The sequence below is a fragment of the Halopseudomonas oceani genome (assembly GCF_002903165.1).
Classification (GTDB): domain Bacteria; phylum Pseudomonadota; class Gammaproteobacteria; order Pseudomonadales; family Pseudomonadaceae; genus Halopseudomonas; species Halopseudomonas oceani.
Genome location: NZ_PPSK01000020.1, coordinates 1 through 21,949 on the forward strand (window position 1 = coordinate 1; position 21,949 = coordinate 21,949).

The window sequence follows — 21,949 nt, forward strand, 5'->3', positions numbered from 1 at the left end:
CCCTAGCACCCTTGGATACTCAGCCAGTGCAAGCTCGATAGTCCTGTAAAGGGCGTCTAGATACTCTCGAATGAAAGGCCCCTTATCCACCATCAGAGGTAATCCTTCATAGCTGCCATCCTGATACAGATGGAGATTGCTATTGGATGGATGACGACGAGGGTATCGAGGTTCTGGTAGATGATTAGACATGGTCATGACTCCATTACTAGGTGAAGGTCATAACCATTGCTCTGTATTTCTTTTTTTACTGCCCTCTCTTATACGGACCTTGAGAGAGTTGAGTGGTGCTGCGCTAACCCTACGGGTGAAGCACTAGACATAAAGCATAATACCCGTACCGCGAGACCAAGCGCTGACCAGCCAGTCAAGATGCAGTCAACTTACCAAGCTGGCGCACGGTTTTTGGTCGCGGGTAATTCCGGAGAAAAAGCATCACTCAGGAAGACCTCTAGCCCACATGCCAGACGACAGCGTTTACGGTCTCACCGGAAAATTCAGAGACATTTTGCTGGTAGGGGTAAAAGTAGGGGTATTTTTTTAGGAACACATTCCGAACAGGCATAAAAAAATCCAACCACCGCTAAGTAGTTGGATTTTCTATGTATTTTGGTCGGGACGGAGTGATTCGAACACTCGACCCCTTGCACCCCATGCAAGTGCGCTACCAGGCTGCGCTACGCCCCGACGATGCTTCGATTTGTCTGCCGAAGCGGGTCGCATAATACATTAACTATCTGAAATGAGAAAGTTTTTTTTCGTATCAGCGAACCCGAAGCACGTTAAGCACTTCTTCCAGCTCAGCGATGGTCTGACGAATCAGTTGCTTGTACTGCGTAAGGTCTTCACGCGCTTCCTCACCGGACAGGCGCTGGCGCGCTCCACCGATAGTAAAACCCTGGTCGTACAACAGCGCACGGATCTGGCGGATCATCAACACATCCTGACGCTGGTAATAACGCCGATTACCCCGGCGCTTGACTGGCGACAGCTGGGGGAACTCCTGCTCCCAATAACGCAGAACATGAGGCTTGACTGCACACAACTCGCTCACTTCACCGATGGTGAAATAGCGCTTGCCGGGGATCGCCGGCAACTCGTCGTTATGGCTGGGTTCCAGCATACGCTTCTACTCGTGCCTTCAGTTTTTGTCCTGGACGAAAGGTCACCACACGTCTGGCGGTGATTGGAATCTCTTCGCCGGTCTTGGGATTACGGCCGGGGCGCTGACGCTTATCGCGCAGATCGAAGTTGCCGAATCCCGACAGCTTCACCTGTTCATTGGTCTCGAGTGCATTACGAATTTCTTCGAAAAACAACTCGACCAACTCTTTGGCTTCGCGCTTGTTGAACCCTAACTCTTCGTACAGCCGCTCAGCCATTTCCGCTTTTGTCAGAGCCCCCATTTGACCTATTTCCTTAGTGTGGCGTTGAACCCTTGCTCCAAGGACTGCAGCACTCTGTCCATGACAGCATTCACCTCGTCATCAGTAAGAGTGCGTGACGAATCCTGCAACGTCAAGCCAATTGCCATGCTTTTTCTATGCGGATCAATACCTTTGCCTTCATACACGTCAAACAACCTGAGGTTTTTGAGGTGAGCTCCGGCTTCCGCACGAATACAGCTCAGCAAATCATCGGCCAGCACATCACGATCCACCACCAGCGCTATATCCCGTCTGACTTCAGGGTAGCGGGACAATTCCGCAAAGCGCGGCAGCAAGCCCTGGCAAATTTTTGCCAATGCCAACTCGAACACAAAAACCGGGCCGTTAAGGTCAAGATCAGCAGCCAGCTGCGGGTGCAGCGCACCGACAAGACCCACCTGCTCATCGCCATTAAGAATGCACGCTGACTGCCCCGGATGCAGCGCCGGATGCTCTACCGGTGCGAAGCGGAAGCTGACGCCCGCGGCACTCTGCGCCAGGATGGCTTCGACATCCGCCTTGATATCAAAGAAGTCGATCTTCTCTGCACCGTTGGCCCAACCCTCGGGCTGACGGGCGCCGGTGGCAATACCAGAGAGCATGACTTCCTGCCGCAGACCCTCTGCGCAGGGAATGAAGCGTTGGCCGCTCTCAAACAGACGCACCCGGCCTTGCTGGCGGTTCTGGTTGTACTGCACCGCCTTGCTCAGACCCGGCCATAGCGAGGGACGCATGACAGCCATATCGCTCGAGATCGGGTTGGCCAGCGCCAGTGGTTCGATACTCGGCTCAAACTGCTTGCTCAGACCCGGCTCGATGAAGCTGTAGGTAATGGCTTCATGGTAGCCACGAGCAACCAACAGACGTCGCAGCGCAGGCAGCTCACCACGCACCTCTGGCTTGCCAGCCAGGGTCAGGGCAGCCGTCGGCGCACTAACCGGCAGACGGTTGTAGCCGTAAAGCCGGGCCAGTTCCTCAATCAAATCCACCTCGATGCCGATGTCAAACCGGTGACTCGGCACGTCGATTTTCCACTGGCCATCAGCAATAGCACTAACGCCTAGACCCAGGCCAGTAAGGTAGCCAACCACATCACTCTCGCTCATCTGCATGCCGAGCATCTGTGCAATGCGATCCTTGCGCAAAGTGATCTGCTTCAGTGTAGGAAGCGCCCCCTGTTCTACTGCCTCGATAACCGGACCCGGCTCACCACCGACGATCTCGAGGATCAGTGCGGTAGCGCGCTCGATAGCTTCGCGCTGCAGCTGCCAGTCAACGCCACGCTCGAAGCGGTGCGAGGAATCAGTGTGCAAGCCGTAACCACGCGCCTTGCCAGCAATGGCAATGGTGTCGAAGAAAGCGCTTTCCAGGAACAGATCCCGCGTGCCCTCACTAACGCCACTATGTTCGCCACCCATGATGCCAGCCATGGCCAGCGGACGCTCGTGGTCCGCAATCACCAGAGTGTCGGCGCGCAGGCTGATTTCCTGGCCATCGAGCAGCACCAGTTTTTCACCCTCTTCCGCCATGCGAACACGAATACCGCCCTTGATCTCGGCCAGATCGAAGGCGTGCATCGGCTGCCCCAGCTCGAGCATCACGTAGTTGGTGATATCGACAACCGCGTCAATGCTGCGAATATCGCTGCGACGCAGACGCTCAACCATCCACAGCGGCGTTGGGCGTGACAGATCAACGTTGCGAATAACACGCCCCACATAACGCGGGCAGGCGTCCGCAGCCTGGAGCTCAACCGGGCGCACCTCGTCGTGCACGGCCGCCACAGGCTCAACCTTGATGCGAGCAACCGCAGCGCCGTAGTTGGCACCCACTTCGCGGGCCAGACCGGCGATAGACAAGCAATCGCCACGGTTCGGCGTCAGATCCACTTCAATGATGGCATCATCGAGACCAAGGTACTCGCGCACGCTTTGGCCGGTCGGGGCATCTTGAGGCAGTTCGTACAGGCCGTCGTGGTCTTCAGAAATCTGCAGTTCAGCGGCGGAGCACAGCATGCCGAATGACTCGACACCACGCAGCTTCGCCTTCTTGATTTTGAAGTCCTCGCCCAGCACTGCGCCAACCATGGCGAACGGGATTTTGATGCCGGCTCGCGCATTCGGCGCGCCGCAGACCACCTGAAACTCCTCACTGCCATTGCTGACGCGGCACACCCGCAGCTTGTCGGCATCGGGGTGCTGCTCGGCACTGAGAATCTCGCCCACCACAACGCCGGAGAACTCACCGGCTGCCGGGGTGACGCTGTCTACTTCGAGTCCGGTCATGGACAGGCGCGCTACCAGGTCGTCGCGAGAGACCTCAGGGTTTACCCAGGTGCGCAGCCACTGTTCACTGAATTTCATTATCGATTCCTGCTGTCAAAAGGGTTGCGGGTGCGGCGCTCAACGGAACTGCTCAAGGAAACGCAGATCGTTGTCGAAGAAAATGCGCAGATCGCCCACGCCATAACGCAGCATGGTCAGACGCTCTACGCCCATCCCGAATGCAAACCCCTGATATTTCTCCGGGTCGATACCGGACATGCGGAGCACCTCCGGGTGCACCATGCCGCAACCCAATATTTCCAGCCAGTCGGCCTTTTCTTCGCCGTTCTTGACCACACGGCGACGAATATCCACTTCAGCGGACGGCTCGGTGAAGGGGAAGAATGAGGGACGGAAACGCACTTCGAGATCGGCCTCGAAAAACTCGCGCAGGAACTGCTCGATGGTGCCCTTCAGGTCGGCAAAACTGACACCCTCATCGATCAGCAGACCTTCAACCTGGTGGAACATCGGCGAGTGAGTCTGGTCGGAGTCGCAGCGGTAGACCCGACCCGGGCAGATGATGCGGATCGGCGGCTGCTGGCTTTCCATGGTGCGCACCTGTACCGGCGAGGTGTGGGTTCGCAGCAGGGTATTGGCATTGAAATAGAAAGTGTCGTGCATGGCACGCGCCGGGTGGTGACCCGGAATGTTCAGCGCCTCGAAGTTGTGGTAGTCGTCTTCTACTTCGGGGCCTTCCGCGACGGTATAACCGGCGTGGGAAAAAATCTGTTCAATCCGCTCCATGGTACGGGTAACCGGGTGCAAACCACCGGTAGCCTGACCGCGACCAGGCAACGTGACATCTACCCGCTCGGCAGCCAGACGGGCATTCATCGCCGCACTTTCCATCTCTGACTTACGACCGTTGAGCACGCTCTGAACCTGCTCTTTAGCCTGGTTGACCAGCGCACCGACCTTGGGACGCTCCTCGGCCGGAATGTTGCCCAGGGTCTTCATCACCTGGGTCAGCTCGCCCTTCTTGCCAAGATACTGAACGCGGATATTCTCCAGCGCAGCCACATCAGCTGCCTGTTTGATTGCCTCAAGTGCTTGTGCGACCAGGGCGTCGAGGTTTTCCATCAACACGTACTCCAGAAACAAAAATAGGGGAAGAGCTTTGAGGCTCTTCCCCTATCATTGACGTTGCCAGCCGCGCCCGAGGGCGCGGTGATTGTCGTAACGAGGGCTTAAGCCAGGCTAGCCTTTGCTTTTTCGACAATCGCGGTAAACGCCGCTTTTTCGTTCACGGCCAGATCGGCCAGAACCTTACGATCGATCTCGACGGACGCCTTTTTCAGGCCAGCGATCAGGCGGCTGTAAGACAGACCGTTCTGACGAGCACCAGCGTTGATACGGGCAATCCACAGCGCGCGGAACTGACGCTTACGCTGCTTGCGGTCACGATATGCGTACTGACCAGCTTTGATAACCGCTTGCTTGGCAACGCGGAACACGCGTGAACGCGCACCGTAGTAACCTTTAGCCAGCTTGAGAACTTTCTTGTGACGCTTGCGCGCCATGACACCACGTTTTACACGAGCCATTGCTTTCTTCCTCTAACCTGTACCTTGATGATTAACGCAGACGCAGCATGCGCTCGACTTTTTGGACATCAGCAGCATTCAGCTGCGAAGTGCCGCGAAGTTGACGCTTACGCTTGGTGCTCATCTTGGTCAGGATGTGGCTTTTGAAAGCATGCTTGTGCTTGATGCCGTTCCCGGTTTTCTTGAAGCGCTTAGCAGCGCCACTTTTGGTCTTCATCTTTGCCATGTTCAGTTACTCCAAATTGAAGTGCATCAAATAATCGCAAGGCCTGGCGTTGCCCTGGAGATTACTTTTTCTTTTTGGGGGCGATGACCATCATCAGCTGACGACCTTCCATCTTCGGGTGCTGTTCCACGGTGCCGTATTCAAGCAGGTCGTTTTCGACCCGTTTCAACAGCTCCATGCCCAGCTCCTGATGGGCCATTTCGCGACCACGGAATCGCAACGATACCTTGGCCTTGTCCCCTTCAGAGAGGAAACGAATCAGGTTGCGAAGCTTGACCTGATAGTCACCCTCTTCCGTCCCTGGACGAAACTTGATTTCCTTGATCTGAATCTGCTTCTGATTCTTGCGCGCTGCGGCCTGCTGTTTCTTCTTTTCGAAGATGTGCTTGCCGTAGTCCATGATGCGGCACACAGGTGGCGCCGCATCGGGAGAGATTTCAACCAGGTCCAGCTTGACTTCTTCAGCTGCGGCCATTGCTTCCTGAATGGATACGATGCCGATCTGCTCGCCATCTGCACCAATCAGGCGCACTTCGCGCGCCGTGATATTTTCGTTAATCGGCGGGCGTTGTGCGGCTCTTTTGTCTTGTCTCATCTCGCGTTTAATCTTTATTGCTCCGAATTCGGGCGGCCTCGTTGTGCCACAGCGCGAGATAGGAAATCAGCGAACTCGGTTACAGTCATTGAACCCAGATCTTTACCCTCTCGCGTGCGCACGGCCACGGTGTGCGACTCGACTTCCCGATCACCTACAACCAGCAGGTAGGGAGTCTTGTGCAAAGTATGCTCGCGGATTTTAAAGCCGATCTTCTCGTTTCTCAAGTCCGCAACCACTCTATACCCCATATCCTTCAGGGATTTCTCGACTTCACTGCAGAATTCGGCCTGATTATCGGTGATATTCAGTACCGCCGCCTGCGTCGGCGCCAGCCACGCCGGGAAGTCACCGGCGTAATGTTCGATCAGAATACCGATGAAGCGCTCGAACGAACCCAAGATCGCGCGATGCAGCATGACCGGCGTTTTGCGCGCACCATCTTCGGCAACATATTGAGCACCCAGACGGCCTGGCAGCATAAAGTCCAGCTGCAGCGTACCGCACTGCCAGACACGACCGATACAGTCACGCAGGGAAAATTCGATCTTCGGACCATAGAATGCGCCCTCGCCCGGCTGCAGCTCCCACTTCAAACCCGCCTCGTTCAGCGCATCTTCCAGCCCCTGCTCTGCACGATCCCACAGAGCATCGTCACCAACACGACTTTCCGGACGAGTGGACAGTTTCAGCTCAACGTCATCGAAGCCGAAGTCTTTGTACACCTGCAGGGTCAGCGCAATGAAATCACTCGCTTCTTGCTTAACCTGCTCATCAGTACAGAAGATGTGCGCATCGTCCTGGGTAAAGCCACGCACGCGCATCAGGCCGTGCAACGAACCGGACGGCTCATTGCGATGACAGGAGCCGAACTCGGCCAGACGCAGCGGCAGCTCGCGGTAGCTCTTGAGACCCTGATTGAATACCTGGATGTGGCACGGGCAGTTCATCGGCTTGACCGCGTAATCACGGCTTTCCGACTCAGTGGTGAACATGTTCGCCCCGTAGTGCTCCCAGTGCCCGGAGCGCTCCCAGAGCACGCGATCAACCACCTGCGGCGTCTTGATCTCTTTATAACCGGCACCCAGCTGGACATTGCGCATGTACTGCTCAAGCACCTGATAGATAGACCAGCCGTTGGGGTGCCAGAACACCATACCCGGCGCTTCTTCCTGGGTGTGGAACAGGTCCAGACGCTTGCCGATCTTGCGGTGATCGCGCTTCTCAGCCTCTTCCATGCGCTGGATATAGGCTGCCAGCTGCTTCTTGTCCGCCCAGGCAGTACCGTAGATACGCTGCAACTGCTCGTTCTTGGCATCGCCGCGCCAGTAGGCACCAGAGATACGGGTCAGCTTGAAGGCTTTCAGGAAACGCGTATTCGGCACGTGCGGGCCACGGCACATGTCGACATATTCTTCGTGGTAGTACAGACCCATAGCCTTCTCGTCCGGCATATCCTCTACCAGACGCAGCTTGTACTCTTCGCCACGGGACTCAAACACCTTGATGACCTCGTCGCGCGGGGTCACTTTCTTGATCACGTCGTAATTGGTGTCGATCAGCTCAGCCATGCGCTTTTCAATAGCGGCCATATCTTCCGGCGTAAAGGGACGCTCAAAGGAAATATCGTAATAGAAGCCGTCATCAATAACCGGACCAATAACCATCTTGGCGCTCGGATACAGCTGCTTGACTGCATGACCCACCAGGTGAGCACAGGAGTGGCGAATAATCTCGACCCCTTCCTCATCTTTGGCAGTAATGATCTGCAGCGTTGCGTCCTGCTCAATCAGGTCACAAGCGTCTACCAGGCGACCGTTGACCTTGCCGGCGATCGTCGCCTTGGCAAGACCAGCACCAATGGACTGCGCAACATCTGCAACGGAAACGGGGTTTTCAAAAACGCGCTGACTGCCGTCAGGAAGAGTGATTACGGGCATATGCCGCTCCTTCTCAGTGGTGACCCCTACGCAAGGCCACGTGATGGATGAACCGCTCCGGCAACTCGCTGCAGTCGGACCGGCATCACGATTGCCGGCAGCCCTTTCAGGCTACTGCAGAAGCACCTTAAGCGGTGCAGAAAGAAAAAAACCCGGCCACAGGGACCGGGTTTCTAATTTGGTAGGCACGATTGGATTCGAACCAACGACCCCCACCATGTCAAGGTGGTGCTCTAACCAACTGAGCTACGTGCCTGCGATGGAGGCGAACTTTACGCACCTCCTTTTGCACTGTCAACCACTAAGTCACTGAAAACCTGAAAAAAGCTTGAATCAGCGACATGGCGATCAACAAACGACCAACGCCTGATTATTCTTTGCCCAAATCGCTCAAATAACGCACAAAAACCCTGTAAGCCCGATTCAGACCTGCATCAGTTGATCGCGCAATTTCTGAATCTGATCGCGCAACTGAGCCGCTGACTCAAACTCCAGATCACGCGCATGCTGGAACATTTTCTCTTCCAGCTCGCCAATGCGCTTGGTGATCTCGCCCGGCGTCCGCGGCGCAGAATACCCCGCCCCCTCTTCTGCCACCTTTTGCTGGCGGCGACGACCACTGCGGCTGCCAGGCACAACAGCGCCTTCAAGAATATCTGCCACACTTTTGGTAACGCCCCGTGGCGTAATGCCGTGCTCTTTATTGAAGCTGATCTGCTTCTCACGACGCCGCTCGGTTTCACCGATTGCGCGCTCCATCGATCCGGTAATACGGTCGGCGTAGAGAATGGCCTTGCCGTTGAGGTTTCGCGCCGCCCGGCCGATGGTCTGGATCAGCGAGCGCTCGGAGCGCAGAAAGCCCTCCTTGTCCGCGTCCAGAATCGCAACCAGCGACACCTCCGGCATGTCCAACCCCTCGCGCAGCAGGTTAATCCCTACCAGCACATCAAAAGCACCAGTACGCAGGTCACGAATAATCTCTACCCGCTCCACAGTGTCGATATCCGAGTGAAGGTAGCGCACGCGCACGCCGTGATCACCTAGATAGTCCGTCAGATCCTCGGCCATTCGCTTGGTCAGCGTGGTGACCAGCACCCGCTCTTCCTTATCTACCCGCAGACGAATCTCGGACAGCAGATCATCAACCTGGGTCGTCGCCGGGCGTACCTCAATCTGTGGATCAACCAGACCGGTTGGCCGCACCACCTGTTCAACCACCCGACCGGCATGCGCCTCTTCATAAGGGCCGGGTGTGGCCGAAACGAAGATGGTCTGTGGCGAGATCGCCTCCCACTCGTCGAAACGCATCGGCCGGTTGTCCAATGCCGAAGGCAAGCGGAAGCCGTAGTCGACCAGGGTTTCCTTACGCGAGCGGTCGCCCTTATACATCGCCCCCACCTGCGGCACCGACACGTGGGATTCGTCAATGATCAGCAAGGCGTTTTGCGGTAGATAATCGAACAGCGTTGGCGGCGGCGCGCCCGGCTCACGACCAGACAAATAGCGCGAGTAGTTCTCGATGCCGTTGCAGTAACCCAGCTCCAGAATCATCTCCAGATCGAACCGGGTGCGCTGCTCCAGGCGCTGCATTTCAACCAGCTTATTCTGTTCTTTCAGCACCGCCAGACGTTCTTCCAGCTCAACCTTGATATGTTCCACGGCCTCAAGCAACTTCTCACGAGGCGTCACATAATGGCTTTTAGGATAAACAGTTACACGCGGAACCTTACGTAAAACTTCACCAGTAAGCGGATCAAAAAAGCTGATGGTTTCGACCTCATCATCGAAGAGTTCGATACGAATCGCTTCGAGGTCGGATTCAGCCGGGAAGATGTCAATCACATCGCCACGCACCCGGTACGTCGCGCGAGCCAGCTCCATGTCGTTGCGGGTGTACTGCAACTCGGCAAGCCGCCGCAGCAGAGTACGCTGATCCACCCGATCACCACGGTCGACGTGCAGCACCATGCGCAGGTAGGACTCGGGGTCACCCAGACCATAAATAGCAGAGACCGTCGCCACGATGATGGCGTCAGGCCGCTCCATCAGCGCCTTGGTGGCCGACAACCGCATTTGCTCAATGTGATCGTTGATGGAGGCGTCTTTCTCGATATAGGTATCGGACGAAGGCACATAGGCTTCCGGCTGATAGTAGTCGTAGTAGGAAACGAAATACTCGACCGAGTTATTCGGGAAGAACTCCTTGAACTCACCATACAGCTGCGCAGCCAGCGTCTTGTTTGGCGCCATGATGATGGCTGGCCGCTGCACGTTCTGAATGACATTGGCAATCGTGAAGGTCTTGCCGGACCCGGTCACACCCAGCAGGGTCTGGTGCGACAGTCCCGCCTCAAGCCCCTCTACCAGCTGAGCAATCGCCACCGGCTGATCTCCCGCCGGTTCAAAGCGGGTTTGCAGATTGAACTGATCCATCGATCCAGACCTCACACATTCACGACAATCGGCCATCATACCCGACCAACCTGGATGATGCCCTGCCCGAGCGTCAGTGACGGCAGCACCGTCCCGAGCGTCAGCAATGCAGCTGCAGATCTGCCGGCAACGGGCGCGGCAAAAAGAAGCACTGTGCAGCGGGAACCCGATTGGAGTTATGCGATCAGTTCCTTATAATGAACGGCCGCTAAGATGGCACTGAACCACCCCGTTGGCGGAGTGCAGCACCCCTTCCGCCACCTTAAATGGCAACAGTGCTATCCCCTGGCATAGCCCGACACCCTACATTCACCTGTATCGAGTTTGCCCATATCATGAGTGTGTTTTCCCCGGTAGAACTGGCCCCGCGTGATCCTATCCTTGGCTTGAACGAAGCGTTCAATGCCGATACCCGTGCGAACAAAGTCAATCTGGGTGTTGGGGTATACAGCAACGAAGCTGGCAAGGTGCCGCTGTTGCGCGCCGTTCAAGCCGCCGAAGAAGCCCGTGTTGCCGAACACGCCGCTCGCGCCTACCTGCCCATCGACGGTCTGGCGCCCTATGACCAGGCGGTTCAGAAACTGCTGTTCGGCGCCGATTCAGCCCTGCTGAGCTCTGGTCGCATCATCACCGCTCAGGCACTTGGTGGCACTGGCGCGCTGAAGCTGGGTGCCGACTTCCTGTACCGCCTGGCCAACAAGCGTACCGTTGCCATCAGCAACCCCAGCTGGGAAAACCACCGTGCGCTGTTTGAGGCCGCCGGTTACGATGTCGTTAACTACACCTACTTCGATCCGGCCACCAACGGCCTGAACCTGACCGGCATGCTGGCCGACCTGGAAGCCCTGCCCGAAGGCAGCGTGGTCATCCTGCACGCCTGCTGCCACAACCCGACCGGCGTCGACCTGAACCTGGCCGACTGGGCCAAGGTGATTGACGTCGTTGGTCGCCGCCAACTGGTGCCCTTCCTCGACATCGCCTATCAGGGCTTTGGCGAGAACCTGGAAGACGACGCCGTTGCCGTGCGTCTGTTCGCCGAATCCGGCCTGCCGTTTCTGGTTGCCAGCTCCTTCTCCAAGTCCTTCTCGCTGTACGGCGAGCGCGTTGGCGCCCTGACCATGGTCACCGCCGCCAAGGAAGAAACCGCCCCGGTGCTGTCGCAGCTCAAGCGCGTCATTCGCACCAACTACTCCAACCCGCCGACCCACGGTGCCAAAGTCGTTGCTGCCGTTCTCACCAACCCTGAGCTCTACGCCCTGTGGGAAGAGGAACTGGCCGAAATGCGTGACCGCATCCGCGACATGCGCGCAGCCCTGGTACAGAAGCTTCAGGAAGCCGGCGTCGAACAGGACGTCAGCTTCATCCAGCGTCAGCGCGGCATGTTCTCCTTCTCGGGCCTGAGCAAGGAGCAGGTCGCCCGCCTGGCAGACGAGTTCGGCATCTACGCCGTAGGCAGTGGTCGCATTTGCGTCGCCGCACTGAACAACAGCAACATCGATACCGTTGCCCAGGCAATGGCTGCAGTCATGAAGGCGTGAGTTTCACGCCTGATTGATCAATTGGTTTCAAGGCGTTGACTTTCATCATTTTTTTGGTAGAGTGCGCAGCGTCCATTCCGCGATAGCTCAGTCGGTAGAGCAAATGACTGTTAATCATTGGGTCCCTGGTTCGAGTCCAGGTCGCGGAGCCAAATTAAAAAACCCGGCTAATGCCGGGTTTTTTATTGCCTGTCATTTATCAGACGATAGCAGCCAGCACTTCTTCTGCTTCGGCACGCCCCTTGGCAGCCTCTTCCGGGCCCAGAGCCTGACCCTCAACGTTGATGAACTCAACATCCTTGATACCAATGAACCCCAGCAGCTGGCGAACATAGGGCTCCTGAAAATCGATTGATGTACCGGCGTAGCGACCACCACGGGCGGTAACCACGTACACCTTGCGATCCTCGGTCAGTCCAACCGGGCCATTCTCGGTGTACTTGAAGGTGCGACCCGCGCGCAGCACGTGGTCAAACCAGCTCTTCAGTGTCGACGCAATGCCAAAGTTGTACATGGACGAACCGATGACGACGATGTCGCTTGCCAGCAATTCATCGATCAAGATGTCGGAGCGGGCAGCCGCGTCCTTCTCTGCATCCGTCTGCTCGTCAGTCGGCTTCATCCAGCCGCCCAGCAAGCTGCTGTCGAGGTGCGGCACAGGCTCGGCACCAAGGTCACGGGTAACCACCCAGGAACCGGGGTTGGCAGCTTGAATCTGGTTTACCAGTTGGGCGGTGTACTCTCGGGTCAGCGAGCCATCCTGACGAGCACTGGACTGCACTACGAGGATCTTTTTCATGATTCATCTCCATCTTTCGGTAAAGGATGGAGCCATGATAGAACCAATAAAAAGATAAAAAAGCGCAAAAATACGCTAATACCAATCGAACAAATTGATATATTTAGATCGCGCTGCAGTTAACCGTCACCCGCACCTGGGTAATGGCACGCAGAAAAGACTGACTGACCACCGTGCGCTCACCTGCGGCCAGGCGCACTCGGCGCGGAGCCGGTCGCTCCGGTCCATTGATGAAGGTTGCCTCGCACAGCGCCGCGTTAGAACCTGCGTTGCGCAGCGTTACTGTCGCAATATTGCTGATATCCGTCGTCTGGGTTTCGATGGTGACGCCATCGAGATGCGCTTCCAGATTAATCGGAAAGGCCTGTGAGACAGCAGGCAACAGCAGGCAGGCCAGCGCACTGGCGGAAGCGAGAATACGCATCGAATGCTCCTTGCAGCAAACAGAATTACGACGCAGGTCAAGGTCGTGCAGACCAACGATACGGCAGAGGATGGCAAGATGAAAGCACCACGTGTAACCCTCGAGCAATGGCGCACCTTGCAGGCGGTGATTGATCACGGCGGATTTGCCCAGGCCGCCGAGGCGCTGCATCGGTCGCAGTCTTCAGTCAGCTACACCGTAGCGCGTATGCAGGAGCAGCTGGGTGTTCCGCTGCTCGAGATCGAAGGCCGCAAGGCGGTACTGACCGACGCCGGAGCCGTCCTGCTAAGACGCTCGCGGCAGCTGCTCTCACAAGCCTCGCAACTGGAGATGTTGGCCACCGAGATGGAGCTGGGCTGGGAGCCTGAAGTACACCTTGTGGTAGACGCCGCTTACCCGACCGAGCGCCTGGCCAGCGCCCTGCGCGCCTTCATGCCGCAAAGCCGCGGCTGCCGGGTCCAGCTGCGCGAGGAAGTGCTCTCCGGAGTGGAAGATCGCCTGCTCGATGGCTCTGCCGACCTGGCCGTCTCCGGCCTGAGCATCGCCGGGTTTCTGCCACAGCAACTCAATTCGGTCGACTTCATCGCCGTTGCCCACCCAGAGCACCCACTTCACCAACTGCAACGCAACCTGACCCATGACGACCTGCAAAATCACCTGCAGATCGTTATTCGCGACTCGGGCCAGCACAAACCGCGCGACTCGGGGTGGCTTGGCGCAGAGCAGCGCTGGACCGTCGCCAGCCTGGGCACCGCTGCGCGCATGATTGCCAGCGGCCTGGGGTTTGCCTGGCTACCCTGCCACGAAATTCGCCACCTGATCAGTGAAGGCAGCCTCAAACCGCTACCGTTGGAAAAAGGCGCCAACCGTTCTGTGCCGCTGTTTCTGTACGCCAATAAGGATCGTCCGGTTGGTCCGGCGACCCGAATTCTGGCCGACCTGATCATTGAACATTCAATGACAGAGTGACTCAGGGCTTCAATTGCCGAGAAGTCCGTGCATAGAATGCTGTCTTTATTCGCCAGGGACGCCGTCCATGCCGCAGATCAGACTGAATGACTGTCAGTTCCATTACACCGACCAGGGCGAAGGCCCACCGTTGTTATTACTGCACGGTCTGGGCTCCAGCGAACAAGACTGGGAGTATCAGATTCCCGCGCTGACCGCGCACTATCGCGTCCTCTGTCTCGACATGCGCGGCCACGGCGGCACCGACAAGAGCGGCAAGGGCTACTCTATTGCCCTGTTCGCCAAAGACTGTCTGGCGTTCATCGAGGCCATGGGTTTGCAAAAGCCACACATTGTCGGCCTTTCCATGGGCGGCATGATCGCCTTCCAGCTGGCCACCGATGCACCTGACGTACCCGCCAGTCTGACCATCATCAACAGTGCGCCCGAAGTCATTCCACGCCGCCCTGCCGAGTACTGGATGGCCGGCAAACGCCTGTTCTTCGCCCACATCCTGCCAATGCCAACCATTGCCAAGGGACTGGCGCGCCTGCTGTTTCCCAAGCCCGAGCAACAGCAGCACCGCGATACCTTCATCGAGCGCTGGTGCGCCAACGACCGCAAGAGCTACTTGGCCTCCTTGCGCGCCATCGTCGGCTGGGGCGTCAGCAACCAGCTGGATCGCATCAGTTGTCCGGTGCTGGTTGTCAGCGCGGACCGCGACTACACCCCAGTGGAACTGAAACGCGAATACGTCAGTCGCATGGGCGACGCGCGACTTGAGGTCATCGAAGATTCCCGGCACGCTACGCCAGTCGACCAGCCCGAAGCCTTTAACGAGGTGTTGCTGGGCTTTCTCGCCCAGGTCGACAGCAACCGTGCCATACCAACAACAGAGCCTGCCGAAGCAGGACTATCTACCCACTGACCACGGAGTCAACCATGCTGAAACACCTGATTGGTGCCGCCACCCTCCTTCTGCTCAGCACTGCCGCGCTGGCCGACAACCCCCGAGTACAGCTGAGCACCAACCTGGGTGACATCGTCATCGAGCTGAACGAAGAGCAGGCACCCATCAGCGCCGCCAACTTCCTGCGCTACGTTGAGGCAGGCCACTACGACGGCGTTATCTTCCACCGCGTCATTCCCGGCTTCATGATTCAGACCGGCGGCTTCGACAGCAACATGCGTCAACGTGAAACCGGCAACCCGATCAAGAACGAAGCCGACAATGGCCTGCGCAACCTGCGCTATACCATCGCCATGGCGCGCACCGGCGTGGTTGACAGCGCCACCAGCCAGTTCTTCATCAACCTGGATAACAACGACTTCCTCGATCACGGCTCCCGCGATTTTGGCTACGCGGTCTTCGGCAAGGTCGTCAGCGGTGAGAATGTTGTCGAAACCATCGGCAAGGTGCAGACCACCAGCCGCGGCGGCCACCAGAACGTGCCGGTCAACCCGGTCACCATCATCAGCGCCAAGCGCCTGGAAGACAGCGCCGAGTAAACCCGCTACTCAGCTGCCTGCCGGAATGGCAGGTAGCTGAGCGCCTCCTGCTGATAGGCTTTTACTCCCGCCCGCTCGCGCAGCAGAAAATCCGCCACTGCCCCGTGCAAGCCCGGCTGCAGCTTGTGCCATGACTGGGTCAACACCGGTTCAAAGCCGCGCACCAGCTTGTGCTCACCCTGCGCCCCCGCATCAAACCGCTTTAACCCCTCAGCAATGCAACGTTCCATACCCTGATAAAAACAAGTCTCAAAGTGCAGGCGGTCAAATTCCTCAAGGCAGCCCCAGTAGCGGCCATACAAGGTGTCGCCACCCACGAGAAACAGCGCGCCGGCGACTGGCCGCTCATCCTGCATGGCAAACAACAGGCGGACGTTAGCCTGGCAGTAAAGGTTCAACAGAGTAAAAAACTCAGGCGGCAGATAGGGCTCCTGTCCCCGCTTGTAATAGGTCGCCGCGTAAAACGGGTAGAACTGCCGCCAGGCCGCCTCATCCAGCTGATCGCTGGTCAGCCAACGGAACTCGATGCCCTGATCGCGAATCGCCTGCCGCTCCTTGCGAAAGTTCTTGCGCTTGCGAGAGTTGCAGGCGGCCAGAAAGTCATCGAAGCACAGGTAGTCGCGGTTGTACCAGTGAAACTGGCAACCCAGGCGCTGCAGCCAACCATGCTCCTGCAACAAGTCATTCTCTGCGCCAAGGTTGAACAGCAGGTGCAGGCTGGACACCTCACCGGCCTGCAACTCGGCATCCAGCCCGCCAAGCAGCGCGCCAGCCGCCGCCGGGGCCCGTGCGATCAAACGCGGCCCCTGCACCGGTGAAAACGGCGCCGCACTGAGGTATTTCGGATAATAGCGATGCCCTGCCCGCTCCCAAGCCTCAGCCCACTGCCAGTCGAACACGTACTCACCCCAGGAGTGGCTTTTGCGATACAGCGGCATCAATGCCAGCAGATCATCATTCTGCTCGACCACCCGGTGTGCAGGCTCCCAGCCAGAGGCCGCGCATACCGCTCCGCTTTCTTCCAGTGCGCGCAGAAAGCCGTGGCACAGAAACGGGTAGTCCGCCGCGAGCAGAGCGTCCCAGCTGGCGGCATCAACATCATTGATCGAACTTAAGCGTTTCGGCACCATGGAGCAAAACCCATCCGGCAAATGACACAGCAGCCGATGATGACCGGCTGCCGATTCAGTAGCAAGATACCGGATGCAGCCCCAATCTGCCGCAGGCAACATCTATAGCAGACACCTCGGCGAGACACGGCAATGACCCAGACAACTCCTGATCACCTGAACCGGCAGCGTTGGCAGCAGATCCTGGCGCGTGACGTCACTGCGGACGGCACCTTCATTTATGCCGTCATCACCACAGGCGTGTATTGCCGCCCAAGCTGTCCGTCCCGTCACGCACGCGCCGAAAACCTGCGCTTCTTCGACAACACCAGCGAGGCCCGTGCCGCGGGCTTTCGCCCCTGCCTGCGCTGCAAACCGGATGACGACCCGCATGCCGAACGGCAGGCGCGCATTACCCGCCTCTGCCGGCTGATTGAGCAGGCCGAGCAGGCGCCAACCTTGCAGCAACTGGCCGAAGCGGCCGGGCTGAGCCGCTGGCACCTGCAACGTGAATTCCGCAGAGAGACCGGCTTAACCCCCAAAGAGTACGCCCGCGCTGTGCGGCAAAAACGTCTGCAGCAACAGCTTGCCGACGCCCCGACAGCAACAGACGCCGCTTTCGCCGCGGGGTTTGGCTCGACCAGCCACTTCTACGCCGAAGCCCCCGGTGAACTCGGCATGCCTGCGGCGGATTATCGTCAGGGCGGCTCCAAGCAGCAGGTCGGGTTTGCCATCGGCCCCTGCCCGCTCGGCCGCGTGCTGGTCGCCCGCAGCGCACAGGGCATCTGCTCCATCCTGCTAGGCGATGATGACACCCTGCTGGAAGCCGATCTGCGGGCACGCTTTCCGGAAGCCCAGTGCACGCCCGATACGGGCCTTGGCGACCAGCTGAGCGCCGTGATCGCGCTGATCGAGTCACCACACCAGGCGCAGCAGCTGCCGCTGGATATTCGCGGCACCGCCTTTCAACGTCGCGTCTGGCAGGCGCTGCAAGCCATCCCGCCCGGCCAGACCCGAAGCTACTCCGAGCTGGCCGAGGCCATGGGCTCGCCCAGCGCCGCAAGGGCGGTAGCCGGCGCCTGCGCTGCCAACCCGCTGGCTATCGTCGTGCCCTGCCACCGTATTGTCCGCAGCGACGGTAGTCTGTCTGGTTATCGCTGGGGCGTAGAACGCAAACGCGCGCTCCTGCAACGCGAGGCGCAGGGCCCAAAGGATGACTGAACCCCGTACCGCACTGCGCCTCACCCTACCCGCTGACTATCGTCATACCGATGTGCTGCGCTTCTACGCCCGTGACCGCGAGCAGGTGTCAGAACGCACAACAGGCCAGCGCATCGAAAAGGCCCTGCACTGGCAAGGCCACCCCACCCTGCTGCAACTGGATTTCAGCGAACCCGGCAGCGTGCTGGCCCAACTGTCGATTGCAGAACCTGACACCACTGCGCTCCTGCATTACCTGCGCAACCTGCTCGGCCTCAATCAGGATATCGACGGCCTGCGCATTGCCCACGGCGCGCACGCCGAGATCGCCCGGCTACTCAAGCAAACACCCGGCCTGCGCATGCCGCAAAGCGCCAGCCCGTTTGAAGCCGCCTGCTGGGCCGTCATCGGCCAAATGATCAGCGTCGAAGCCGCCATATCCGTACGCCGCCGCGTCATTCGCGCACTGGGTACGCCACTGGCCAACGGCATGCATTGCCATCCCCAACCCAGCGCGCTGCTGGGCGCATCACCAGACGAGCTGCGCAGCTGCGGCCTGTCCGCCAGCAAAGCCGCCACCCTGATACGTTTGGCCGAGGCAGTAGAAAACAACCAGCTGCCATTGGATACCTGGGCCGCCACCACCCCGTCCCCCACCGCAGCCATTGCCGAAGGCCTCGCCAGCATCAAAGGCATTGGCCCCTGGACCCAGAGCTATATCCTGCTGCGCGGCTACGGCGTACTCGACGGCTCCATGCACGGCGACGTCGTCGTGCGCAAACGCCTCGGCTCACTGCTCAACCTGCCCGAAGCACCGGACCAAGCCTTTACCCAACAATGGCTCGCCCAGTTCGGCTCCTGGAAAGCCCTGGTCGCCGCCCACCTCTGGGCCATGCCAATCGATGCCCAAGCCAAAGACTACTAAGCCGCAAACCAGTAGCGCCCGGCCAGCAAAATGGTGTATTGATTAGGCAAAACCATGCCAGGAACGGCAGTTACTCAAGCGCAACCCGGCTCTACCGCACCGAAGGGTAGTAACGTTTTCATATAATCTCGCCATCGCGCGAATACGCTCGGCCCACCAAGGAAGGTGATAACCGCATGATTTCATTCAAGAAAGCCCCGAACATAAGCGACCGACGCGCCGAGTTATCTCGAACGCGCGGTTATGCATTAGTGCTGCGTGCGGTCTAATCACTGTTATAAGGCAACCAAGATTCAGCTATGGGATTAATAGAAGCGATACTATTAGGAATCCAGTTTAAGAGACTACAAAAGCCTTTGGTGTTCTTTTTTATGCTTATTAGTCTCGTAGTATTTGGCATTTTCGGTGTGGGGATAATCGGGGCTTTAGTGACAGAGCTTGCGTCTACGGAAAAAGAGTTCACCTTCCAGTTGGCCGGTGCCAGCTTTGGCATGCTTGCAATATCAGGCATGTTTTTTGGGATGGCGTGGGTGTGTGGCTACTTTATAAAAAGGTGCTTCGAGTAATGCCTTATAACAAGCCGCTCAAATTCGTTCCGGCCACAAAAAGCGTGGTCTCCACCGGACTCGCTAACGCTCGCCGTTTAGCGGAGCGTTATGTGTCCATAGAGAAATGAGCACTTTTGAGATAGCAAGAGAAACTTTTGAGCGGATAAAGGCGGCACACCCTCATCTCGAAATGGAGATTGAGACAAGCCCTCAGTATGTGGAACTAGCGATGAACATCAAAAAGCAAAACGGTCTAGATTTTGATGTTTATCTAAACCTCCAAAATGACGATGAGCTTCATTTGCAGTTTGAGTCTTTCTGGGGCGAGTGGTTTCCTTGTACTGAATCAACCCGAATTTCAGAGTACGAAACAGCAGTAAATGGCGTCCTTTCTGGAGTTTATCGCGTCAAAGTGATTAGTAGGCGCGGTTCACCAGTAAAAGCACTGCTTCAGGCTCCGTCAGCAGATGAGTGGTCCACAGTTTTCACTTGGGGCAAGCTGCATTTTCCGCTCGGCACAAAGGCTATTAGCTATGTTCAGAATCAAAAAAACACATAACAAACAAAGGCAGCATCGCCCTGCGGGCTGGACGCGCTAACGCGCGCCGCTGCTTTGGGCGTTATACGGACAAAATATGGACAGATTCTCTCTGATAGCGCCGCTGATTGCAGGTGCTTCAATTTTTTTAGCCACCATTATTGCCTCGCGTGGTTTCAAAAGTAGGACTCTGGCAAATGCGGTTGAGGGAAGAAAAACACGGGGGCATGTGTCTATTAATGGTCATGATCATCACGTCACATTAATAGTCAATGAGCGGCAGCTAGCAATCAGATCATTCTTACCCAGTTTTTCTATTATTCTTAACCTAGACGATTTGAGACTATCTAAAGTAAGAGCATTTATTGGAACCAGTATCCAGATCCAGGCGCCAGGCTGTAATTCAGATTCAGGGTTTAGTGAGATGATTATCTCTCATTCATTAGCTAGAAAACTGGAAAAACTATCTAATGGAAAATTTGACTATAGATCCATATAATTTCAACGTTAAGCGCAAGCATGAACATCAAGCATCTACTAATCATTTTCACGCTTTCATGGAACCCTTCTAGTATGGCAGATGAGGCAATGATATATGCCGAAACCAAATTCACTGTCGGCACTGAGACCGTTCTAGAAAGCGGGTCGCCAAGGAATAGCTTTATGGTTGTATTCGAAGATGATGGGGACACAGGTTATTTATATGGTTTAGACATAAGCCGGGAAGGGAATCCAATACTCGACGCCCTCCATATTTACAACGTCACAAACGTGACAGATAAGCATTTGCCGTCGGAAGTGCAAATAGTATGGTCGGGTGATGGCAACAAAGCGCTTTTATTGATAAACGATTATCCACACGCCGCTTTCGACTTCGAAGCTAAAAGAGGATATTGCCGTACAAACTTTCCACCGCCTGATAAAAACTGGACACAATATAGCCATGAATGGAGCGATGATGTTCTGTCACTATTCTGAGTCAGCGCTTAACAGTCGCAGTGGTGGCGACGGCTTTCCCATTGCGGCTCCGCCTTCATTCCAAAGCCGCGCGTGCTGCGTACGTTATGCATGGGAGGTAAAATGAAGTCACCTTACAAAACAATAAGTTTAGCGACATTTCTGCTTTCCACACTCCCTGCTTATTCAGCACAAAATTCGTGCTCTACGGCAGAGACCTCTGTACTGAACGCAACATCCAGCATTATTGGAATACCAGCAAAAGACTTGGCCATTAAATCCGCATTTTCAGAGCAGGCCATCGCAGGTGATGCACTGGATATTATCGAAATAATAATGACAATTGAGGAGGATTTAAATATTGAGATTCCAGATCATCTTATAGAGCAAAAAACAAACTCATCTGACGTTACAGATTTGCCGCACAATCTCACCATCGAGATGTTGCAAGAGATTGTAACGTCGGAGTGCTCCAACACATAATAAAAATTGGTTTAAGTCGTTCGCAGGGACGGGATAATACCCGCTCAACCAGACGGTAGACAACAAATATAAGGAAGTAGAATGCAAACTGATTCCGAAATTTTAAACCCGGGTCTTTATAGACTACACAAACTATTCTTTATCGCATTCACAAGCTTTGCTGTAATCATGGCTTTAATAGGTATTCGTCTTGCTTTCGGTGATGGAGAAGACGCAGCCATCGGCTTCGTTGGCATGGGATTACTTCCGTTTTCAGCATTGCACTGGTACGCGGCTAAAGGCGCTAAAAACGGGGCAAAATCCGGGAAAATCATTTCGAGAGTTATCGGTACATTTTGGCTGTTCGGTATCCCAATAGGGACCATATTGGGTATCTACGTTTGGTACAAAACCGCTGATAGCTGGAAACCTAGCGAAAGCCGAAACAATGAACCCGCCTAACAGTTAGTCAAAGCCGCCGCCGCTTCACGACACGACTT

At 56.6% G+C, this 21,949-nt stretch carries 23 protein-coding genes, 3 tRNA genes and 1 pseudogene; 12 read left to right on the forward strand and 15 right to left on the reverse strand.

What is annotated here, in order from left to right; translation table 11 throughout:
* From C1949_RS19545 to uvrB, 12 genes and pseudogenes are all read right to left on the reverse strand, one after another.
* Positions 1–192, reverse strand: a pseudogene (locus C1949_RS19545) (inovirus Gp2 family protein); the annotation flags it as partial.
* A 418-nt stretch (positions 193–610) separates the two neighbouring features.
* Positions 611–687: transfer RNA gene (locus C1949_RS16270), tRNA-Pro, on the reverse strand.
* 76 nt (positions 688–763) lie between these two features.
* A complete protein-coding gene (locus C1949_RS16275) occupies positions 764–1,123 on the reverse strand; it encodes a MerR family transcriptional regulator (RefSeq protein ID WP_083727851.1) in 360 nt (119 codons plus the stop codon).
* Positions 1,104–1,406 carry an integration host factor subunit alpha gene (gene ihfA, locus C1949_RS16280; RefSeq protein WP_083727852.1) on the reverse strand — a complete coding sequence of 101 codons (303 nt, stop codon included), beginning with the start codon at positions 1,404–1,406 and terminating at the stop codon, positions 1,104–1,106. The genes C1949_RS16275 and ihfA overlap by 20 nt, the downstream gene beginning before the upstream one ends.
* Before the next feature lie 5 nt (positions 1,407–1,411).
* Positions 1,412–3,790, reverse strand: a complete 2,379-nt coding sequence (pheT, locus tag C1949_RS16285; protein WP_104739518.1) for a phenylalanine--tRNA ligase subunit beta — start codon at positions 3,788–3,790, stop codon at positions 1,412–1,414.
* A 39-nt stretch (positions 3,791–3,829) separates the two neighbouring features.
* On the reverse strand, positions 3,830–4,834 hold the full coding sequence (gene pheS, locus C1949_RS16290) for a phenylalanine--tRNA ligase subunit alpha (protein WP_104739519.1): 1,005 nt from the start codon (positions 4,832–4,834) through the stop codon (positions 3,830–3,832).
* A gap of 107 nt (positions 4,835–4,941) precedes the next feature.
* Positions 4,942–5,298 (reverse strand): 50S ribosomal protein L20, encoded by a 357-nt coding sequence (gene rplT / locus C1949_RS16295; RefSeq protein ID WP_083727855.1) that lies wholly within the window; start codon positions 5,296–5,298, stop codon positions 4,942–4,944.
* 31 nt (positions 5,299–5,329) lie between these two features.
* The gene (gene rpmI / locus C1949_RS16300; protein WP_083727856.1) at positions 5,330–5,524 is read right to left on the reverse strand and encodes a 50S ribosomal protein L35; all 195 of its coding nucleotides are present in this window, start codon (positions 5,522–5,524) and stop codon (positions 5,330–5,332) included.
* A 61-nt stretch (positions 5,525–5,585) separates the two neighbouring features.
* The gene (gene infC / locus C1949_RS16305) at positions 5,586–6,137 is read right to left on the reverse strand and encodes a translation initiation factor IF-3 (RefSeq protein ID WP_188656508.1); all 552 of its coding nucleotides are present in this window, start codon (positions 6,135–6,137) and stop codon (positions 5,586–5,588) included.
* Entirely contained in the window at positions 6,134–8,059 is a 1,926-nt protein-coding gene (gene thrS, locus C1949_RS16310) for a threonine--tRNA ligase (RefSeq protein ID WP_104739521.1), read from the reverse strand. The genes infC and thrS overlap by 4 nt, the downstream gene beginning before the upstream one ends.
* A gap of 179 nt (positions 8,060–8,238) precedes the next feature.
* A tRNA-Val gene (locus C1949_RS16315) sits at positions 8,239–8,315 on the reverse strand.
* 167 nt (positions 8,316–8,482) lie between these two features.
* Entirely contained in the window at positions 8,483–10,492 is a 2,010-nt protein-coding gene (gene uvrB / locus C1949_RS16320; RefSeq protein WP_104739522.1) for an excinuclease ABC subunit UvrB, read from the reverse strand.
* Between the two features lie 335 nt (positions 10,493–10,827).
* Here uvrB and C1949_RS16325 point away from each other — a divergent pair, with 335 nt between their 5' ends.
* On the forward strand, positions 10,828–12,030 hold the full coding sequence (locus C1949_RS16325) for an amino acid aminotransferase (RefSeq protein ID WP_104739523.1): 1,203 nt from the start codon (positions 10,828–10,830) through the stop codon (positions 12,028–12,030).
* A gap of 76 nt (positions 12,031–12,106) precedes the next feature.
* Positions 12,107–12,182 (forward strand) — tRNA-Asn (locus C1949_RS16330).
* Positions 12,183–12,229: 47 nt separating this feature from the next.
* Here the strand turns inward: C1949_RS16330 and C1949_RS16335 are convergent.
* Together C1949_RS16335 and C1949_RS16340 are read right to left on the reverse strand one after the other, a co-directional pair.
* On the reverse strand, positions 12,230–12,829 hold the full coding sequence (locus tag C1949_RS16335) for an FMN-dependent NADH-azoreductase (protein ID WP_104739524.1): 600 nt from the start codon (positions 12,827–12,829) through the stop codon (positions 12,230–12,232).
* A gap of 103 nt (positions 12,830–12,932) precedes the next feature.
* On the reverse strand, positions 12,933–13,253 hold the full coding sequence (locus C1949_RS16340) for a 3-phosphoglycerate kinase (RefSeq protein WP_104739525.1): 321 nt from the start codon (positions 13,251–13,253) through the stop codon (positions 12,933–12,935).
* A gap of 78 nt (positions 13,254–13,331) precedes the next feature.
* On the opposite strand from C1949_RS16340, the gene C1949_RS16345 reads away from it, so the two are divergent.
* From C1949_RS16345 to C1949_RS16355, 3 genes are all read left to right on the forward strand, one after another.
* On the forward strand, positions 13,332–14,222 hold the full coding sequence (locus tag C1949_RS16345) for a LysR family transcriptional regulator (protein WP_104739571.1): 891 nt from the start codon (positions 13,332–13,334) through the stop codon (positions 14,220–14,222).
* A gap of 67 nt (positions 14,223–14,289) precedes the next feature.
* Complete coding sequence (locus tag C1949_RS16350; RefSeq protein ID WP_104739526.1) at positions 14,290–15,129, forward strand: alpha/beta fold hydrolase; 840 nt, start codon at positions 14,290–14,292, stop codon at positions 15,127–15,129.
* A 14-nt stretch (positions 15,130–15,143) separates the two neighbouring features.
* Positions 15,144–15,710: a peptidylprolyl isomerase gene (locus C1949_RS16355; protein ID WP_104739527.1), complete on the forward strand. Its 567-nt coding sequence runs from the start codon at positions 15,144–15,146 to the stop codon at positions 15,708–15,710.
* A gap of 5 nt (positions 15,711–15,715) precedes the next feature.
* Here the strand turns inward: C1949_RS16355 and C1949_RS16360 are convergent, their stop codons facing one another.
* Complete coding sequence (locus C1949_RS16360; protein ID WP_104739528.1) at positions 15,716–16,840, reverse strand: GNAT family N-acetyltransferase; 1,125 nt, start codon at positions 16,838–16,840, stop codon at positions 15,716–15,718.
* Between the two features lie 132 nt (positions 16,841–16,972).
* On the opposite strand from C1949_RS16360, the gene ada reads away from it, so the two are divergent.
* The 7 genes from ada to C1949_RS16395 all read left to right on the forward strand — a co-directional run bounded on the left by ada (position 16,973) and on the right by C1949_RS16395 (position 21,911).
* Positions 16,973–18,040: a bifunctional DNA-binding transcriptional regulator/O6-methylguanine-DNA methyltransferase Ada gene (ada, locus tag C1949_RS16365; RefSeq protein ID WP_104739529.1), complete on the forward strand. Its 1,068-nt coding sequence runs from the start codon at positions 16,973–16,975 to the stop codon at positions 18,038–18,040.
* Entirely contained in the window at positions 18,033–18,944 is a 912-nt protein-coding gene (locus tag C1949_RS16370; RefSeq protein WP_104739530.1) for a DNA-3-methyladenine glycosylase 2, read from the forward strand. Before ada ends, C1949_RS16370 begins: the two co-directional genes overlap by 8 nt.
* 672 nt (positions 18,945–19,616) lie before the next feature.
* Positions 19,617–20,051 carry a hypothetical protein gene (locus C1949_RS16380; protein WP_104739532.1) on the forward strand — a complete coding sequence of 145 codons (435 nt, stop codon included), beginning with the start codon at positions 19,617–19,619 and terminating at the stop codon, positions 20,049–20,051.
* Positions 20,052–20,127: 76 nt separating this feature from the next.
* A complete protein-coding gene (locus tag C1949_RS19285; protein WP_146040340.1) occupies positions 20,128–20,529 on the forward strand; it encodes a hypothetical protein in 402 nt (133 codons plus the stop codon).
* Positions 20,530–20,549: 20 nt separating this feature from the next.
* Entirely contained in the window at positions 20,550–21,008 is a 459-nt protein-coding gene (locus C1949_RS16385; RefSeq protein ID WP_229744354.1) for a DUF2251 domain-containing protein, read from the forward strand.
* A 102-nt stretch (positions 21,009–21,110) separates the two neighbouring features.
* Positions 21,111–21,470: a phosphopantetheine-binding protein gene (locus C1949_RS19290; protein ID WP_170063099.1), complete on the forward strand. Its 360-nt coding sequence runs from the start codon at positions 21,111–21,113 to the stop codon at positions 21,468–21,470.
* A gap of 81 nt (positions 21,471–21,551) precedes the next feature.
* Complete coding sequence (locus tag C1949_RS16395; RefSeq protein ID WP_104739534.1) at positions 21,552–21,911, forward strand: hypothetical protein; 360 nt, start codon at positions 21,552–21,554, stop codon at positions 21,909–21,911.
* The last annotated feature ends 38 nt before the right edge of the window (positions 21,912–21,949 follow it).

Excerpts from the sequence above, each read along its gene's own strand:
- C1949_RS16350 (WP_104739526.1), top strand. The coding sequence starts at position 14,290 with ATGCCGCAGATCAGACTGAATGACTGTCAGTTCCATTACACCGACCAG.
- uvrB (WP_104739522.1), bottom strand. The coding sequence starts at position 10,492 with ATGGATCAGTTCAATCTGCAAACCCGCTTTGAACCGGCGGGAGATCAG.
- ada (WP_104739529.1), top strand. The coding sequence starts at position 16,973 with ATGACCCAGACAACTCCTGATCACCTGAACCGGCAGCGTTGGCAGCAG.
- C1949_RS16335 (WP_104739524.1), bottom strand. The coding sequence starts at position 12,829 with ATGAAAAAGATCCTCGTAGTGCAGTCCAGTGCTCGTCAGGATGGCTCG.
- rpmI (WP_083727856.1), bottom strand. The coding sequence starts at position 5,524 with ATGGCAAAGATGAAGACCAAAAGTGGCGCTGCTAAGCGCTTCAAGAAA.
- C1949_RS16325 (WP_104739523.1), top strand. The coding sequence starts at position 10,828 with ATGAGTGTGTTTTCCCCGGTAGAACTGGCCCCGCGTGATCCTATCCTT.
- C1949_RS16385 (WP_229744354.1), top strand. The coding sequence starts at position 20,550 with ATGAACATCAAGCATCTACTAATCATTTTCACGCTTTCATGGAACCCT.
- C1949_RS16345 (WP_104739571.1), top strand. The coding sequence starts at position 13,332 with ATGAAAGCACCACGTGTAACCCTCGAGCAATGGCGCACCTTGCAGGCG.
- C1949_RS16395 (WP_104739534.1), top strand. The coding sequence starts at position 21,552 with ATGCAAACTGATTCCGAAATTTTAAACCCGGGTCTTTATAGACTACAC.
- C1949_RS16380 (WP_104739532.1), top strand. The coding sequence starts at position 19,617 with ATGAGCACTTTTGAGATAGCAAGAGAAACTTTTGAGCGGATAAAGGCG.
- C1949_RS16340 (WP_104739525.1), bottom strand. The coding sequence starts at position 13,253 with ATGCGTATTCTCGCTTCCGCCAGTGCGCTGGCCTGCCTGCTGTTGCCT.
- C1949_RS16275 (WP_083727851.1), bottom strand. The coding sequence starts at position 1,123 with ATGCTGGAACCCAGCCATAACGACGAGTTGCCGGCGATCCCCGGCAAG.
- pheT (WP_104739518.1), bottom strand. The coding sequence starts at position 3,790 with ATGAAATTCAGTGAACAGTGGCTGCGCACCTGGGTAAACCCTGAGGTC.
- C1949_RS19290 (WP_170063099.1), top strand. The coding sequence starts at position 21,111 with ATGAAGTCACCTTACAAAACAATAAGTTTAGCGACATTTCTGCTTTCC.
- ihfA (WP_083727852.1), bottom strand. The coding sequence starts at position 1,406 with ATGGGGGCTCTGACAAAAGCGGAAATGGCTGAGCGGCTGTACGAAGAG.
- C1949_RS16370 (WP_104739530.1), top strand. The coding sequence starts at position 18,033 with ATGACTGAACCCCGTACCGCACTGCGCCTCACCCTACCCGCTGACTAT.
- rplT (WP_083727855.1), bottom strand. The coding sequence starts at position 5,298 with ATGGCTCGTGTAAAACGTGGTGTCATGGCGCGCAAGCGTCACAAGAAA.
- thrS (WP_104739521.1), bottom strand. The coding sequence starts at position 8,059 with ATGCCCGTAATCACTCTTCCTGACGGCAGTCAGCGCGTTTTTGAAAAC.
- C1949_RS16360 (WP_104739528.1), bottom strand. The coding sequence starts at position 16,840 with ATGGTGCCGAAACGCTTAAGTTCGATCAATGATGTTGATGCCGCCAGC.
- pheS (WP_104739519.1), bottom strand. The coding sequence starts at position 4,834 with ATGGAAAACCTCGACGCCCTGGTCGCACAAGCACTTGAGGCAATCAAA.
- C1949_RS16355 (WP_104739527.1), top strand. The coding sequence starts at position 15,144 with ATGCTGAAACACCTGATTGGTGCCGCCACCCTCCTTCTGCTCAGCACT.
- C1949_RS19285 (WP_146040340.1), top strand. The coding sequence starts at position 20,128 with ATGGACAGATTCTCTCTGATAGCGCCGCTGATTGCAGGTGCTTCAATT.